Raw genomic sequence first — 16,069 nt, forward strand, 5'->3', positions numbered from 1 at the left:
GACCGGATACTCCGCGTCGTGGCGTTGTGTCATCTTTCTTCACCTACGTCACGCAACGGCGCGCGACAGGAGCCAGAGGACATGCAGACCAAGCTGGACGAAGCCAAAGCCGAGCTGCTCGTACGGGCGGCCCGGGTAGCTGAGAACAGCCCGGCCGGGGGGCAACCTTCGACTGGGTCCACGAGCGAAGGCATTCCCGACAGGGACACGCTCCTCGCGTACCTCCAGCGCTACTACCTGCACACGGCCCCCGAAGACCTCGCCGACCGCGACCCGGTCGATGTATTCGGCGCGGCGCTCTCGCACTACCGGCTGGCGGAAAACCGCCCGCAGGGGACCGCCAGCGTCCGGGTGCACACCCCGACCGTGGAGGAGAACGGCTGGACCTGCAGCCACTCCGTCGTCGAGGTGGTCACCGACGACATGCCCTTCCTTGTGGACTCCGTCACGAACGAGCTGTCCCGGCAGAATCGCGGCATCCATGTCGTGATCCACCCGCAGGTCACCGTGCGCCGCGACGTCACCGGCCGGCTGATCGAGGTCCTGCCCGCCGACGGCCGGCGCAGGGGCGAGACGCTGCCGCACGACGCGTGCGTCGAGTCCTGGATCCACGTCGAGATCGACCGCGAGACCGACCGCTCCGACCTCAAGCAGATCACCGCCGACCTGCTGCGCGTCCTCAACGACGTCCGTGAGGCCGTCGAGGACTGGGAGAAGATGCGCGACTCGGCGCTGCGTATCGCCGACGAGCTGCCGAGCGAGCCGACCGCCGACGACCTGCGCGACCAGGAGGTCGACGAGGCCCGCGAGCTGCTGCGCTGGCTGGCCGCCGACCACTTCACCTTCCTCGGCTACCGCGAGTACGAGCTGACGCAGGAAGACGCGCTGTCCGCCGTCCCCGGCACCGGCCTCGGCATCCTGCGCTCCGACCCGCACCACAGTGGCGACGAGGACCACCCGGTCAGCCCGTCCTTCAGTCGGCTGCCCGCCGACGTCCGGGCCAAGGCCCGCGAGCACAAGCTGCTCGTACTGACGAAGGCCAACAGCCGCTCGACCGTGCACCGGCCCAGCTACCTCGACTACGTCGGCGTGAAGAAGTTCGACGCGGACGGCAACGTCATCGGCGAGCGCCGCTTCCTCGGGCTGTTCTCCTCGGCCGCGTACACCGAGTCCGTACGCCGCGTCCCCGTCATCCGCCGCAAGGTCGCCGAGGTCCTCGAGACCGCCGGCTTCTCGCCCAACAGTCACGACGGCCGCGACCTGCTCCAGATCCTGGAGACGTACCCGCGCGACGAGCTCTTCCAGACGCCCGTCGACCAGCTGACGTCCATCGTGACGAGCGTGCTGTACCTCCAGGAGCGGCGCCGGCTGCGGCTGTACCTGCGACAGGACGAGTACGGGCGCTACTACTCCGCGCTGATCTACCTGCCCCGCGACCGCTACACGACCGGTGTGCGGCTGCGGCTCATCGACATCCTCAAGGAGGAGCTCGGCGGCATCAGCGTCGACTTCACCGCCTGGAACACCGAGTCGATCCTCTCCCGCCTGCACTTCGTCGTGCGCGTCCCGACCGGCACCGAGCTGCCCGACCTCACCGACGCCGACAGCGAGCGCATCGAGGGCCGGCTCGTCGACGCCGCCCGCTCCTGGGCCGACGGTTTCTCCGACGCCATGAACGCCGAGCTGGGCGAAGAGCGCGCCGCCGAGCTGCTGCGCCGGTACGGTCACGCCTTCCCCGAGGGCTACAAGGCCGACCACTCGCCGCGCTCCGCCGTCTCCGACCTCGTCCACCTCGAGCAGCTGACGCACGGCCGCAACAGCTTCTCGCTTTCCCTGTACGAGCCGGTCGGCGCGGGACCCAACGAGCGCCGTTTCAAGATCTACCGGATCGGCGAGCAGGTCTCCCTGTCCGCCGTCCTGCCCGTGCTCCAGCGGCTCGGCGTCGAGGTCGTCGACGAGCGTCCGTACGAGCTGCGCTGCACCGACCGTACGCACGCGTGGATCTACGACTTCGGCCTGCGCATGCCCAAGTCGAACGGCAACGACGGCTACCTGGCCGACGACGCGCGCGAGCGCTTCCAGGAAGCCTTCTCCGCCGTGTGGACCGGGCAGGCCGAGAACGACGGCTTCAACGCGCTGGTGCTGAGCGCGGGCCTGGACTGGCGGCAGGCGATGGTGCTGCGCGCGTACGCGAAGTACCTGCGTCAGGCCGGTTCGACCTTCAGCCAGGACTACATGGAGGACACCCTCCGCAACAACGTCCACACCACCCGGCTGCTGATCTCGCTCTTCGAGGCGCGGATGTCGCCGGAGCGTCAGATCGCGGGCACCGAGCTGATCGACGGGCTGCTCGAAGAGCTCGACGGCGCGCTCGACCAGGTCGCGTCCCTCGACGAGGACCGGATCCTGCGGTCCTTCCTGACCGTCATCAAGGCCACGCTGCGGACGAGCTTCTTCCAGAAGACCGCCACCGGTGAGCCGCACAGTTACGTGTCGATGAAGTTCGACCCGCAGGCGATTCCCGACCTTCCCGCGCCCCGCCCGGCGTACGAGATCTGGGTGTACTCGCCGCGCGTCGAGGGCGTCCACCTGCGCTTCGGAAAGGTCGCGCGCGGTGGTCTGCGCTGGTCGGACCGGCGCGAGGACTTCCGGACCGAGGTGCTGGGCCTGGTCAAGGCGCAGATGGTCAAGAACACGGTGATCGTGCCGGTCGGTGCCAAGGGCGGGTTCGTCGCCAAGAACCTGCCGGACCCGTCCGTCGACCGTGACGCGTGGATGGCCGAGGGCATCGCCTCGTACAAGACCTTCATCTCGGCGCTCCTCGACATCACCGACAACATGGTGGCGGGCGAGGTCGTGCCGCCGAAGGACGTCGTGCGCCACGACGAGGACGACACGTACCTCGTCGTCGCCGCCGACAAGGGCACCGCGACCTTCTCCGACATCGCCAACGAGATCGCGGTCGCCTACAACTTCTGGCTCGGTGACGCCTTCGCGTCGGGCGGCTCGGTCGGTTACGACCACAAGGGCATGGGCATCACCGCCCGAGGCGCCTGGGAGTCCGTCAAGCGGCACTTCCGCGAGCTCGGGCACGACACCCAGAACGAGGACTTCACGGTCGTCGGTGTGGGTGACATGTCGGGTGACGTCTTCGGTAATGGAATGCTGCTGAGCGAGCACATCCGGCTCGTCGCGGCGTTCGACCACCGGCACATCTTCATCGACCCGAACCCGGACGCGGCCACCTCGTACGCCGAGCGCCGCCGGCTCTTCGAGCTGCCGCGCTCCTCCTGGGCCGACTACGACACCGAGCTGCTGTCGGCGGGCGGTGGCATCCACCCGCGCAGCGCCAAGGCGATCCCGATCAACGCGCACATCCGCGAGGCGCTCGGCATCGAGCGGGGCATCACCAAGATGACCCCGGCCGATCTGATGCAGACGATCCTCAAGGCGCCGGTCGACCTGCTGTGGAACGGCGGCATCGGTACGTACGTCAAGTCCTCGGCGGAGTCGAACGCCGACGTCGGCGACAAGGCGAACGACGCCATCCGCGTCAACGGCGAAGACCTGCGGGTCAAGGTCGTCGGCGAGGGCGGCAACCTGGGCGCGACCCAGCTCGGCCGCATCGAGTTCGCCCGGCGCGGCGCGGGCGGCGAAGGCGGCCGGATCAATACGGACGCCATCGACAACAGCGCGGGCGTGGACACCTCCGACCACGAGGTGAACATCAAGATCCTGCTGAACGCGCTCGTCGCGGACGGCGACATGACCGTCAAGCAGCGCAACAAGCTGCTCGCCACCATGACCGACGAGGTCGGCACGCTCGTCCTGCGCAACAACTACGCGCAGAACATGGCGCTCGCCAACGCCGTCACCCAGGCGCCCTCCCTGCTCCACGCCCACCAGCGCTTCATGCGCCGCCTGGGCCGCGACGGGGCACTCGACCGCGCGCTGGAGTTCCTGCCCACCGACCGGCAGATCCGCGAACTGCTCAGCGCGGGCCGTGGCCTGAGCCAGCCGGAGCTGGCCGTGCTCATGGCGTACACCAAGATCACGGTGGCGGAAGAGCTGATCCACACCGGCCTGCCGGACGACCCCCACCTGCGGGGCCTGCTGCACGCGTACTTCCCCGAGGCGCTGCGCGAGAAGTTCGGCGAGCAGATCGACGCGCACGCGCTGCGCCGCGAGATCATCACGACGGTGCTGGTCAACGACACCGTGAACACCGGTGGCTCGACCTTCCTGCACCGGCTGCGGGAGGAGACCGGGGCGTCGATCGAGGAGATCGTACGGGCGCAGTTCGCGGCCCGCGCGATCTTCGGGCTCAGCGAGGTCTGGGACGCCGTCGAGGCGCTCGACAACCAGGTCGGGGCCGATGTCCAGACCCGGATCCGGCTGCACTCGCGCCGCCTCGTCGAGCGCGGTACGCGCTGGCTGCTGGGCAACCGGCCGCAGCCGTTGGAGCTCGCCGAGACCATCGAGTTCTTCAGTGCCGGGGTCACGCGGGTCTGGGACGAGCTGCCGAAGCTGCTGCGCGGCGCGGACCTGGAGTGGTACCAGGGCATCCTCGAGGAGCTGACCGACGCGGGCGTTCCCGAGGAGCTGGCGCTGCGGGTGGCCGGGTTCTCGTCGGCCTTCCCGTCGCTCGACATCGTCGCCATCGCGGAGCGCACCGGCAAGACGCCGATGCAGGTCGCCGAGGTGTACTACGACCTCGCCGACCGCCTGTCCATCACCCAGCTGATGGACAGGATCATCGAGCTGCCGCGGGCCGACCGCTGGCAGTCGATGGCCCGTGCCTCCATCCGCGAGGACCTGTACGCGGCGCACGCCGGCCTGACGCAGGACGTGCTGTCCGTGGGCAACGGCGAATCGACGCCGGAGGAGCGGTTCAAGGCGTGGGAGGAGAAGAACGCGGCCATCCTCGGCCGCGCGCGCACGACGCTGGAGGAGATCCAGGGGTCGGACGCCTTCGACCTGGCGAACCTGTCGGTGGCCATGCGCACGATGCGGACCATGCTGCGTACGCGCGTCTGATCGGTACGTAGGAGAAGGGGCGCCCCGCACCGGAACGACTCGGTGCGGGGCGCCCGTTTTCACGTACCTCTTGCCGACGTCCACAGCCTGCGGCAGGACAGCAGGGCGGCGGCGAGCAGCAGGCCGTTGCGTACGACCATGAGCGCGCAGCCCAGTGGCGTGCCCGACACCACGTCCTCGTACAGCACCGGATAGGCGAGCGCGCTCACGGCCGCAGCCGGCAGCAGCAGCGCCGCGACCGGACGCTGGGTCGTGGCGCGCGTGGTGAGGCAGACGGCGGCCAGTCCGAGCAGCCACACCAGGTACTGCGGACTGATCACCCGGCTGGTGACGGTGAACAGGAGCACGGCGGCCAGCGCGGCGTCGAACGGCGTGGCGGGTGTCCAGCGGCGGGCCCTGATCCGCCACAGCAGCAGCCAGCAGAAGGCGGCGGCCGTGAGGAGGAGGGACGCGTGGGCCAGGGACGAGACGTACGGCCCGGTCAGCTCCATGGCGCCGTACCGGTATTCGACCGTGCCCGGCCAGCCCGCGAGCCGCCCCAGGGACAGCGCGGTTCCGGCCATCGACTCGATCTGCACGCCTCTGCTGCCCTGCTGGCGCAGAAAGCCGAGGGTGTGCGAGAAGGCGAACGCGAGGACGGCGAGCAGCGCTGCCGCGCCGGCGGCGGCGGACAGCCAGGCGGCTCGGGTGGTACGTCCACGGGGGGCGCCCAGCAGCGTGAGGACCGGCCAGACCTTCACCGTCGCACCGAGCCCGGCGAGCGCACCGCCGATGCGCGGCCGCCGGTGCAGCGCGAGCAGGGCCAGTGCGGCGAGTGCGGTGACCTGGACGTCGTACCGGACGAGCGGCAGATGCAGGAGCAGCGGCAGCGCGCACACCCACATCCACGCACCGGCCGTGCTGCGGCCGGGGCGCCGGCCCGCGCGTGCGAGGGCGCAGGCGACCAGCGCGTCGGCGGCGAGGGTGAGGACGAGGAACGCCTGGAAGTACGTGAACCAGGGCAGCGCGCCCGGCGCGAGGATCACCAGGGCCGCGCCGGGCGGGTACTGCCACATGGCGTCGTCGAGGGGGAAGTCGCCCCGGGCGAGCTGCTCGTACCAGCCGTAGTAGATGTGGTGGACCTCGCTGCTGATCGTTCCCACGTCGAAGGCGGCGAGCGGCTGCGCGAGCAGGGCGAGCATGACCAGGCGGGTGGTGAGCCAGACGGCGGCGAGTGCGCGGGCGCGGCGGCGCGCGGCGGCCGCGGACGTGGGAGAGCCGGGGTCGGTGTTCGCGTCGGAGGCCGCGATCTGGTCGGTCGTCATCAACGCGCACTTTAGCCACTTTTTATGCTATTTCTTCGCCTTTGTGTACTTCTCGTAGGCGGCGACGACGTCCTTGGCCGGCCCGTCCATCCGCAGAGTCCCTGCCTCCAGCCAGAGCGCGCGGTCGCACGTCTCGGTGACGGTCCTGTTGTTGTGGCTGACCAGGAAGACGGTGCCCGCCTTCGTGCGGAGCTCGGCGATGCGGGCCTTGCTGCGGCGCTGGAAGGCGGCGTCGCCGGTGGCGAGCGCCTCGTCGATCATCAGTACGTCGTGGCTCTTGGCGGCGGCGATCGAGAAGCGCAGGCGGGCGGCCATGCCGGAGGAGTACGTACGCATCGGCAGCGTGACGAAGTCGCCCTTGTCGTCGATGCCGGAGAAATCGACGATCTGCTGGTAGCGCTCGCGGATCTGGCGGCGCGTCATGCCCATCGCCAGGCCGCCGAGGACGATGTTGCGCTCGCCGGTCAGGTCGTTCATCAGCGCGGCGTTGACACCGAGGAGTGAGGGCTGCCCCTGGGTGTAGACGTGGCCGCGCGCGGGCGGGAGCAGTCCGGCGACCGCCTTGAGGAGGGTGGACTTCCCGGAACCGTTGGAGCCGATGAGGCCGATGGCCTCGCCCCTGTGCGCGACGAAGGTGACGCCTTTTACGGCGTGGACTTCGCGGGCGGTGCCTCCGCTCTGGACCTTGTACATGACGTGGACGTCGTCCGCGATGACGGTGGGGGTGCGTTCGGAGCGTTCGGATTGCTGCTCAGCCACGGCCGTATGTCTCCTCTGCCCGCCAGAAATAGATGAAGCCGCCCATGCCCGCGACGAGCGCCCAGGCCGTGGCGACGAGCCAGACATGCTGGGGCAACTGGGCGTCGGTGAAGCTGTCGATGAGTGCGAAGCGCATCAGGTCGATGTAGACGGCGGCCGGATTGCATTCGAGCGCCACGGCCACCAGGTGCGGCACTTTGTCGTTCCGCACGGTGTGGTCCACGCTCCACATGACGCCCGATACGTACATCCAGGTACGCAGGGCGAACGGCATCAGCTGTGCGATGTCGGGGGTACGGGACGCCAGCCTGGCCATGATCAGCGCCAGGCCCGTGTTGAACAGTGACTGGAGCGCGAGTGCGGGGAGTGCCAGCAGCCAGGAGGGGCGGGGGAACTGCCCGAAGCAGCAGAGGATCACCGCCAGCGCGGCCATCGAGAAGAGCAGTTGCTGGAGTTGCTGTACGGCGTACGCGACGGGAAGCGAGGCGCGCGGGAAGTGGAGGGCGCGCACGAGGCCGAGGTTGCCGGTGAGGGCGCGGGTGCCCGCCAGGACGGTGCTGCTGGTGAACGTCCAGACGAAGACGCCGGTGACCAGGAACGGGACGAAGTCGGGGACGTCGTCCTTGGTGCGGAGCAGTACGCCGAAGACGAAGTAGTAGACCGCCGCGTTGAGCAGCGGGGTCATGATCTGCCAGAGCTGTCCCAGTCTGGCCTGGCTGTACTGCGCCGTCAGCCGGGCGGTGGCGAACGCGGTGATGAAGTGGCGGCGGCCCCAGAGGCTGTGCGTGTACGCGGCGAGCGAGGGGCGGGCGCCGCTTCGGGTGAGGCCGTGGCGGGCGGCGAGGGCGGCCAGGTCGGGGGTGGATCCGGGGGGCGTTGTGGTGCGCGCGGGCGGTGGCGTGGTTTTCGTGGTCGTCGTGGTCGTTGTGTTCAGGGGCACATCGGCGGCTTTCGGTGAGGGACACGGGCAGCGCTTACGACGGGACGGGGCCGTATCGTCGTAACGGTGACAGTAGATCCGTCCCACGTCGAAACGCAACCGTTCCGTCGTGACGCTATGCTTCCCCGTATGAGTGCCGACCCGCGTCCGACCACGCCACCCCGCCGCGCCCCCGCCGGAGCCGCCGTGCTCAGGGAGGACGTGACCGACGCCATCCGCACCGCCGTCTTCGAGGAGCTGGCCGCCGTCGGCTACGCGCGCATGTCGATCGAGGGCATCGCCCGCAGGGCCGGCGTCGGCAAGACGGCGGTCTACCGCCGCTGGAAGTCCAAGCTCGCTCTCGTCCTCGACCTCGTCACGGCCGTCGCCGTCCAGGGCCTGCCCGCACCCGCCACCGGTTCGCTGGACGGCGACGTACGCGCTCTGCTCGAAGTGGCCGCCCACGCGCTGCGGCACCCCGTCGCCTCGCAGGTCGTTCCCGATCTGCTGGTCGAGGCCGCGCGGCACCCCGAGATCGCCGACGCGATCAAGTCGGCCCTTCTCGACGGGCAGCACGGCGTCGCCGCCGCTGTTGTACGGGACGCGGTCGCGCGCGGCGAGCTGTCCGAGGGGGCCGACGTGGACCGGGCCCTCGACCTGATCGTCGGGCCGCTGTACTGGCGGCTCGTGGTCGTGCGTACCGCAGTGCCCGCCGGATATCTCGACGACCTCGCGGCGTCGGCGGTCGCCGCGCTCAAAGCCTGACCGGGCGGGCCAAGCCTGACCGGGACGGCCCGGGATGGCCCCGGACCGGCCTCGGACGCACGACGGCGGCCCGGTCGTGGGGACCGGGCCGCCGTCGTGGGCGGTCGAGCCCGCCTGCTACTTCACCGCCCCGGCCATCACGCCGGACACGAACTGCCGCTGGAACGCGAAGAAGACGATCAGCGGGATGATCATCGAGATGAAGGCGCCGGGCGCCAGGATGTCGATGTTGTTGCCGAACTGCCGGACCTGGCGCTGGAGCGCCACCGTGATCGGCGGGTTGGCCGAGTCGGCGAAGATCAGCGCGACCAGCATGTCGTTCCAGACCCACAGGAACTGGAAGATGCCGAGCGAGGCGATGGCGGGGCCGCCGAGCGGCATCACGACGCGCGTGAACAGCCGGATCTCGCCCGCCCCGTCGAGCCGCCCCGCCTCCAGGAGTTCCTTGGGGATCTCCGCGAAGAAGTTGCGGAGCAGGAAGATGGCGAAGGGGAGGCCGAAGGCGACGTGGAAGAGGACCACGCCCGCCGTGGTCTCGAAGATGCCGATCGTTCCGAAGAGTTCGGACACGGGGACGAGGGCGACCTGCACCGGCACCACCAGCAGCCCGACGACCACCAGGAACCACCAGTCACGGCCCGGGAAGTCCATCCACGCGAACGCGTACCCGGCCAGCGAGCCGATCACGACGACCAAGGCGGTCGACGGGACAGTGATCATGATCGTGCTGAGCAGGGAGTCGACGATGGTGCTGTTGTCCAGGAGATTGGCGTAGTTGTCGAGGGTGAGGTCGGAGGGGGCGGAGAAGACCTTCCACCAGCCCGTCTCCGCGATGTCGGTGGGGCTGCGCAGCGACGAGAACAGCAGCCCGATCGTCGGCATCAGCCAGAACAGCGCGACCAGGATGAGGAAGACGCTCACCGCGCCGCTGCTCGCGCGCGCCGCGATCCGGGCGGGGAGGGACTGCTTGGGCTTCGTGCCGGCCGGGTTCGTCCTTGTTGTGGTCATCGGCGGCTCTCCTTTCGCATCCGTCGGATGTTGAAGAGCATCACCGGGACGACCAGCAGCAGGAGCAGTACGGCGATGGCGCTGCCGATGCCGGGGTGCGCGTCCGTACCGAACGACGAGCGGTAGAGCTGGAGCGCCAGCACGTTCGCGTCGTCCTGGGACGACCCCGGCGCGATGATGAACACCAGGTCGAAGATCTTCAGTACGTTGATCATCAGGGTGACCAGCACCACCGCGAGCACGGGCGCGAGCAGCGGGACCGTCACACGGCGGAAGACCTGCCACTCGTTGGCGCCGTCGACGCGGGCCGCCTCCAGGAGCTCGCGCGGCAGGCCCGCGAGCCCGGCCGCGATCAGCACCATCGCGAAGCCCGCCCACATCCATACGTAGCTGCCGATGATGGCGGGTGTCACCAGGCTCGGGCCGAGCCAGTCGACGCCGTTGTACGGCTCACGGAAGTTCGAGGCGGGGAAGCGGAGTTCGGCTCCGTCGGCCTTGGCGGAGAGGGCGAACGTACCGTCGGCGCCGGCCTTCGCCGAGTCCACGACCTTGCCGTCCTTGACCGCCTCGATCTTGATGCCCTTGAGGCCGAACTCTTTGGGGTCGATCGTGTTCGGCTTGCCGCCGCCGCCCTTCGTGAAGTCCAGCCAGGCTGTGCCGGTGACCTTGTCGGGCGCGGTCTCGGCGGGCGCGGCGATCTCGGCGTCGCCCGGCATCTTGGCGGGCGGTACGCCGATCAGGGGCAGCAGGACCTGCTCACCCGCCCTGACGGGCTGTTCGGTGACGAAGGAGCCGCCGCCGCCCGCCTTCAGCGGATGGACGGGCAGGGGGCGGGCCTTCGGGAAGCCGGCCGACTCGGAGAACATGTCGTGGACGCTCACCGCCACCGCGTTGGCGACCCCGCGCTCCGGATTCTGCTCGTACACCAGGCGGAAGATGATGCCGGCGGCGAGCATGGAGATCGCCATCGGCATGAAGACCAGCAGCTTGAACGCCGTACCCCAGCGGATGCGTTCGGTGAGTACCGCGAATATGAGGCCCAGCGCGGTCGAGACGGCCGGGGCGACGACCACCCAGATCGCGTTGTTCTTGACGGCCGTCAGGATGGTGTCGTCGGTGAAGATCTCGACGAAGTTGTCGAGCCCGGCGAAGCTGTCGCCCGTCCTGTCGAAGAAGCTCCGGTAGACCGAGTACCCGATCGGGTAGACCACGAGCGCGCCCAGCAGCACCAACGCGGGCAGCAGGAAGCCGACCGCCATCGTTTTGCGTGTGCCCGTCACGCTCTTGCGTTTGCCGGGTCCGGCAGGGGGCGGCGGAGTCTTCCCGGCGCCCCCCGCGGTCGCTGACGTCATCGCGTCAACCCGTCAGCTCTTGTAGGCCTTGGCCGCGTCGGACTCCAGCTGCCGCTGGGTCCCCGCGATGTCCTTCGGGTTCTTCAGGAAGTCCTGGAGCGCCTTCCACTCGCCCTTGCCCGGCGTACCGCCGAACGACTGCGGGGCCTGGTCCGACATGTCGAAGCGGAAGTCGTCGCCCGCCGCGATCAGCGCCTTCGCGATGTCACGCTGCACGTCGTTCGGGTACGCCGCCACGTCCAGGGACTTGTTCGGCGATACGAACCCGCCCGCCCCCGCCCAGATCTTCGCGGCGTCCGTCGAGGCCAGGAAGGTCAGCAGGGCTTTCGCGCCCTTGGAGTCCTTCAGTGCCACCGCCGCGTCGCCGCCGGTCACGACCGGGGACTCGCTGCCCACCGCCGGGAACGGGAAGACCTTGGCGTCCGTGCCGATCTTCGCCTTCGTCTGCGCGATGTTGACCGCGACGAAGTCGCCCTCGAAGACCATCGCGGCCTTCGGTTCCTCGGCGAACGTCTGTGTGACGGACGCGGGGAACTCCGTCTGCAGCGCGCCGTCCTGCCCGCCCGCGATGAGCTCCTTCTTGCCGAACAGCTCCGCGAGTGTGGTGAGGGCTTCCTTGACGGAAGGGTCCGTCCACTTGATCTCGTGCTGGGCCAGCTGGTCGTACTTCTCCGGGCCCGCCTGGGAGAGATAGATGTTCTCGAACCAGTCGGTGAGGGTCCAGCCGTCCGCGCCGCCGATCGATACCGGGGGGACGCCGGAGGCGGAGATCGTCTCGGCCGTGGTCAGGAATTCCTTCCAGGTTTTCGGCTCCTCGGCGCCGGCGTCCTCGAAGGCCTGGGTGTTGTACCAGATCAGGGACTTGTTCGCGGCCTTGAAGTACACGCCGTACTGGGTGCCGTCGACAGCGCCGATGTCCTTCCAGCCCTGCGAGTAGTTCTTGTCCAGCTGGGCCTGGGTCGGCGCGTCGACCGGCTTTGCCCACTTGCGCTTGACTGCCTGCTGGAGCGCGCCGACCTGCGGCAGCATCGCCACGTCGGGGGGCGAGCCCCCTGCGATCTTGGTGCCGAGGAAGTTGACGATGGGGTCCTGGGCCGGGACGAAGGTGACCTTCGCGCCCGTGCGCTTCTCGAACTCGTCGAGGACCTTGGTGAAGTTCTCCTGCTCGGGGCCCGTCCAGACCGCGGCGACCTGGACCTCCTCGCCGTTCAGCTTGGGGAGCTCGACGGAGGACGAGGGTTGTGTGGTGGCTCCGCTTCCCTCGTTTCCTTTGTCTTTGTCCTTGTCGTCGCCGCCGCCGCAGGCGGTGAGGGCGAGCGTGCTCGCGGCGATCATCGCCAGGGCGGCCCTTCGAGCCCTGCGTCCCCTGTGTGTGCGAAGAGTTGTGTGCATCACTGCCCCGTCTCTCCTGTGCGCGTACGGACCGGCGCAGCCCTCGGAGAACCCTGGCGCCGATGCCGGTCTAGCTGTCCCGTGGGTCAGTCCTACGCCGGGTGACCGGCCCCGGCAATAGCGCCTTCCGTGTCAACCGGGTGATCGTGATGGGCTCGTGACGTTGAGTCAGGCGTCGCGGGGGGCGTCGAGAGGTGGCAGTGGCGTCGCGTTGACCGTACGGGCGGCACGGTCCAGGGCGCTGGCCAGCAGCGCGAGGTCCGTCGGGCCGTTGCCCAGTTCGCGCACCGGGCGGCGGGCCGGCGGATCGCCCATCCGCTCCCACTCGAGGGGGACCACGGTGGGGCGGAGTGTTGCCGTGCGGGGGATGCGGCCGGTGACTCGGCCGGCCTGGAAGGGGGTCGTGGTGGCGTTCTCGTGTGCGTTTGGGTGTGGGTGTGCGTTTTGGGGTGCGGCTCCCTGACGCAATAGCCTGCCTCGTCCTGGGGCGGGCTCGTCCTGCGCGGGTGCGGACGGCGGGGGGTCCAGCACCACGCGCAGCCGCGCTCCGCGCGCCAGCTCGGTGTCCGCCGTACGGTCCGGCCTCGCGGACGTCGCCACCAGGTGTACGCCGAGCCGCTCGCCCTCCCTGGCCACCGCTTCCAGGGCCCGTACGACCGAACCGGCCGTGGGCCTGCCCGTACTGCCGAGGGCGGGGGCGACCAGCGCGTCCAGGTCGTCCACCAGGACGACTAGGCGGGGGAGGGGGGAGGGGGCCGTGTCGGCGCGGGCCTGGCGCTCCCGGGATGTCGTGGTGCGCAGGCGCAGGGTGCCGCTGGGGGGTGAGTCCAGGTCGCCGTTCTGTTCGGCGGCGCTGGGCGTGCGCTGGCCGATCATCCGGCCCGACACCTCGCGCCGCGTGTGCCATTCGGCGAAGCCGAGGCTGCCGAGGAGCTCGTGGCGGCGCTTCAGCTCCCCGTTCAGGGCCTGGGCGAACTCCCGCATGCGGACGGGGTCGGAGGCGACCAGGTGGGTCGAGACGTGCGGCAGTTCTGTGCAAGCGCGCAGGCCTTCGCCGCGTTCGCCGCCGGCGCCGTCGACCAGGACGAGGCCGAGGCGGTCCGGGCGGGCCGCGGCCGCGAGTGACGCCGCTACGGAGCGCAGCAGCTCGGTGCGGCCGCTGCCCGCCGGGCCCTCGATCAGGAGGTGCGGGCCCTCCGCGGTGAGGTCCACGCAGAGCGGGCCGCGCCGGCCCGCCCCGAGCACCGCCCACGCGCGGGTGGCGCCGGGTGCCTGGCCGTCGTCGGCGGCCGCCGCCCAGCGGGCCATCAGGGAGGCCGGGGTGGCTCTGGCCAGGCCCAGCTCGTCCAGGAGGCGGGAGGACGAGGGGAGGGGGGTGGAGCGGGTCGGGCGGGTGGTGTGGTTCGTGGCGGTTGGGTGGCCGTCCGTGCGGAGGGGGGCCAGGGCCCGGGCGAAACGCTCGGCCCAGGCTGCGGACACCGCGTCCACCGCTGCGAGCGTGCCGTGCCCCGCGGGCTCGCCACCTGCCGTGCGCAGCAACCGCAGGGCGGTGGCCACATCGCCGCTGAGCAGGGCGGCCGCTCCGCACTCGCGGAACGCCGGTGATGCGGCGCAGGCGGCCTCGTACGTCGCGGCCACCGGGGAAAGCGGCGAGGCGGCGGGCGTCTCGGCCAGGCAGATGAGGTGGATGCCGGAAGCCGCGCCGGTCGCGGCGAGGCGGGTGGTGGACTCGCGGAGCGCGGCTGAGCCGGGGTCGCCGTCGATGATCACGACCGTGTATGGACCTGTTTGGTCGTGCGGTTCTTCTTCCGTCCGGCGCATCAGCTCGGCGATCCGGGCCGTGGCCTGGTCGCGGTCGTACGCGAGAAGCAGCCGGCAGTCCTGGCCGTGGGAGGGGCGCAGGTGCGGCAGCCAGCCCAGCCAGGACCACTCGGCTGTGCGCTCGCTGAGTGGCCTTGCTCTGTCTGTGCTGAGCAGGACGATTTCGAGGTCGATGGGGGAGTGCAGCGCGGTGAGCTGCGCGATCGCTGATCTGGCGAGCCCGGCCAGGCGGGCGCGGGGGCCGGCCAGGCCCAGCGAGCCCACTTCGCGCAGGCCTACGGTCACGGGCACGGCGGCCAGCGGGCGGCCGCCGTCGGGCGCGGGCCTGTCGGCGGTGCCCAGGCGCAGTGCCAGTGCTTCGGGGTGGCCGGGGCCGCGCTCCCACAGGCGGGGGCCGGGGCCCAGCGCGGTCAGCAGGAGCGTGGCGGGGTCGGGCCAGGCGTCGGGCAGGGGGGTGGCGGGGTTCGCGGTGGGGTTCGCGCCGGCCGGGGGCATGCCCAGAGGGGTGGCCTCGGCGGGGGCGTACTCGTCCACGGGCTCGGGGCGGGCGCCCGTGAGGCGGCGGGCCCAGGCTCCTATTCCACCGCGGCGGGCGGGTGCGGCGGGGGGCGCCGTCTGCGCTGGTTGCGGGGGCTCCGGGGTCGGTGCCGCGTCGGGGCGTCTCCTCGGGTGCCGAACGTTCGGGTACTGGGGATCTTCGGGCTCGTTGCGTTCGACACCCTGCGGGGAGCGCCCCGACACGTCCCCTCCCGCCACCGTGGAGTGCTGGGCGGGAGGCATGGCCTCGGGCGATGGCGTGGAGTGCGGGGCGGGAGGCGTGCCTTGGGCGGAGACTCTGCGGCCGCCGGGTGTGGGGTCCGGGCGGCGTGGCCTGCTCGGGGTCGGGCCCTGGGGCGGGGGTGCGGTTCGGTGGGGGGTGTCCGTCGTTCGGGTCAGGCGCAGGTGGCCCTCGCCGTCGGGGGTTGTCGGGAGGGACGGGGAGCTGTCGCTGCCCTGGGTCAGGCGGAGGGCTGATTCACCCAGGCGCAGCAGCGCCCCGGGGGTGAAGGGGACCGGGCGGTCGGTCAGGTCTTCGCCGTCGAGTGACGTGCCGTTCGTGGAGTGGAGGTCCGCCACTGAGACGTGGCCGTCTTTCGTCAGTGTCACCGCGCAGTGCAGCCGTGACACGTCCGGGTCGTCCAGGGGGACGTCCGCCTCGGACGAGCGGCCGATGCGGATCTGGCCGCCGTGCAGGAGGTGCACGCCGCCCGCGTCCGGTCCTGCTACGACGTGCAGTTGGGCGGGGGCGTCGGACGTACCGTCGGGCTCGGGTGCGGGGGCGTGGAGGGACAGGACCGCGCCGTCGGTCAGTGGTGGCTCGCCCAGTGCGCAGCGCTGGGCGTCGAGGCGTTCCCGTCCCGCGTAGACCACTACGGCGCCCGTGGTCTCCGGGGCCGATCCGGGAGCGGAGACGGTGGCGGCCAGGCCGGAGGCGACCGCGGCCAGCGCGGTTCCCGCGGGTGCGGTGACGAGCACGTCGCACACGCGCCCGGCGGCCGGGGCACCCTGGCCCTCGGCGTCGCGCGTGGTGTGCGCGCGTGGCGCGAGGACGGTCAGCCGGATCTGCATCGCGTCAGCGGTCCCTTCTGCGCGAAGTGCCCGGCAGGGGTACCGCCCTGTGATTCCCCCCACCCGGCACGGACGCGTCGTCCGGTACAGGTCGGCACGTGGCG

General features: G+C 70.7%; 9 protein-coding genes. 2 read left to right on the top strand and 7 right to left on the bottom strand.

The window, feature by feature from the left end; genetic code table 11:
- Positions 1-81 precede the first annotated feature (81 nt).
- Positions 82-5,037 (top strand): NAD-glutamate dehydrogenase, encoded by a 4,956-nt coding sequence (locus tag AC1P0E_RS21095; protein ID WP_482743690.1) that lies wholly within the window; start codon positions 82-84, stop codon positions 5,035-5,037.
- 59 nt (positions 5,038-5,096) lie between these two features.
- On the opposite strand, the gene AC1P0E_RS21100 is transcribed toward AC1P0E_RS21095, so the two are convergent.
- Genes AC1P0E_RS21100 through AC1P0E_RS21110 form a run of 3 tightly spaced genes read right to left on the bottom strand, consistent with a single transcriptional unit; the run spans position 5,097 to position 7,953 of the window.
- Positions 5,097-6,341 (bottom strand): glycosyltransferase 87 family protein, encoded by a 1,245-nt coding sequence (locus AC1P0E_RS21100; RefSeq protein WP_482743691.1) that lies wholly within the window; start codon positions 6,339-6,341, stop codon positions 5,097-5,099.
- Positions 6,342-6,368: 27 nt separating this feature from the next.
- A complete protein-coding gene (locus AC1P0E_RS21105) occupies positions 6,369-7,034 on the bottom strand; it encodes an ABC transporter ATP-binding protein (protein ID WP_482745849.1) in 666 nt (221 codons plus the stop codon).
- 58 nt (positions 7,035-7,092) lie between these two features.
- Entirely contained in the window at positions 7,093-7,953 is an 861-nt protein-coding gene (locus tag AC1P0E_RS21110; protein WP_482745850.1) for an ABC transporter permease, read from the bottom strand.
- Between the two features lie 204 nt (positions 7,954-8,157).
- On the opposite strand from AC1P0E_RS21110, the gene AC1P0E_RS21115 reads away from it, so the two are divergent.
- Positions 8,158-8,784, top strand: coding sequence for a TetR/AcrR family transcriptional regulator (locus AC1P0E_RS21115; RefSeq protein ID WP_482743692.1), 627 nt, complete (start codon positions 8,158-8,160; stop codon positions 8,782-8,784).
- A 117-nt stretch (positions 8,785-8,901) separates the two neighbouring features.
- On the opposite strand, the gene AC1P0E_RS21120 is transcribed toward AC1P0E_RS21115, so the two are convergent.
- From AC1P0E_RS21120 to AC1P0E_RS21135, 4 genes are all read right to left on the bottom strand, one after another.
- Positions 8,902-9,792 carry a carbohydrate ABC transporter permease gene (locus tag AC1P0E_RS21120; RefSeq protein ID WP_482743693.1) on the bottom strand — a complete coding sequence of 297 codons (891 nt, stop codon included), beginning with the start codon at positions 9,790-9,792 and terminating at the stop codon, positions 8,902-8,904.
- Complete coding sequence (locus AC1P0E_RS21125) at positions 9,789-11,144, bottom strand: carbohydrate ABC transporter permease (protein ID WP_482743694.1); 1,356 nt, start codon at positions 11,142-11,144, stop codon at positions 9,789-9,791. The genes AC1P0E_RS21120 and AC1P0E_RS21125 overlap by 4 nt, the downstream gene beginning before the upstream one ends.
- Before the next feature lie 12 nt (positions 11,145-11,156).
- Entirely contained in the window at positions 11,157-12,479 is a 1,323-nt protein-coding gene (locus tag AC1P0E_RS21130) for an ABC transporter substrate-binding protein (RefSeq protein ID WP_482743695.1), read from the bottom strand.
- Between the two features lie 225 nt (positions 12,480-12,704).
- Complete coding sequence (locus AC1P0E_RS21135; RefSeq protein ID WP_482743696.1) at positions 12,705-15,965, bottom strand: FtsK/SpoIIIE domain-containing protein; 3,261 nt, start codon at positions 15,963-15,965, stop codon at positions 12,705-12,707.
- Positions 15,966-16,069 lie beyond the last annotated feature (104 nt).

This window comes from Streptomyces sp. TRD_SC_5, from assembly GCF_056836825.1.

Excerpts from the sequence above, each read along its gene's own strand:
- AC1P0E_RS21105 (WP_482745849.1), bottom strand. The coding sequence starts at position 7,034 with ATGTACAAGGTCCAGAGCGGAGGCACCGCCCGCGAAGTCCACGCCGTA.
- AC1P0E_RS21095 (WP_482743690.1), top strand. The coding sequence starts at position 82 with ATGCAGACCAAGCTGGACGAAGCCAAAGCCGAGCTGCTCGTACGGGCG.
- AC1P0E_RS21130 (WP_482743695.1), bottom strand. The coding sequence starts at position 12,479 with ATGATCGCCGCGAGCACGCTCGCCCTCACCGCCTGCGGCGGCGGCGAC.
- AC1P0E_RS21135 (WP_482743696.1), bottom strand. The coding sequence starts at position 15,965 with ATGCAGATCCGGCTGACCGTCCTCGCGCCACGCGCGCACACCACGCGC.
- AC1P0E_RS21100 (WP_482743691.1), bottom strand. The coding sequence starts at position 6,341 with ATGACGACCGACCAGATCGCGGCCTCCGACGCGAACACCGACCCCGGC.
- AC1P0E_RS21125 (WP_482743694.1), bottom strand. The coding sequence starts at position 11,144 with ATGACGTCAGCGACCGCGGGGGGCGCCGGGAAGACTCCGCCGCCCCCT.
- AC1P0E_RS21115 (WP_482743692.1), top strand. The coding sequence starts at position 8,158 with ATGCTTCCCCGTATGAGTGCCGACCCGCGTCCGACCACGCCACCCCGC.
- AC1P0E_RS21120 (WP_482743693.1), bottom strand. The coding sequence starts at position 9,792 with ATGACCACAACAAGGACGAACCCGGCCGGCACGAAGCCCAAGCAGTCC.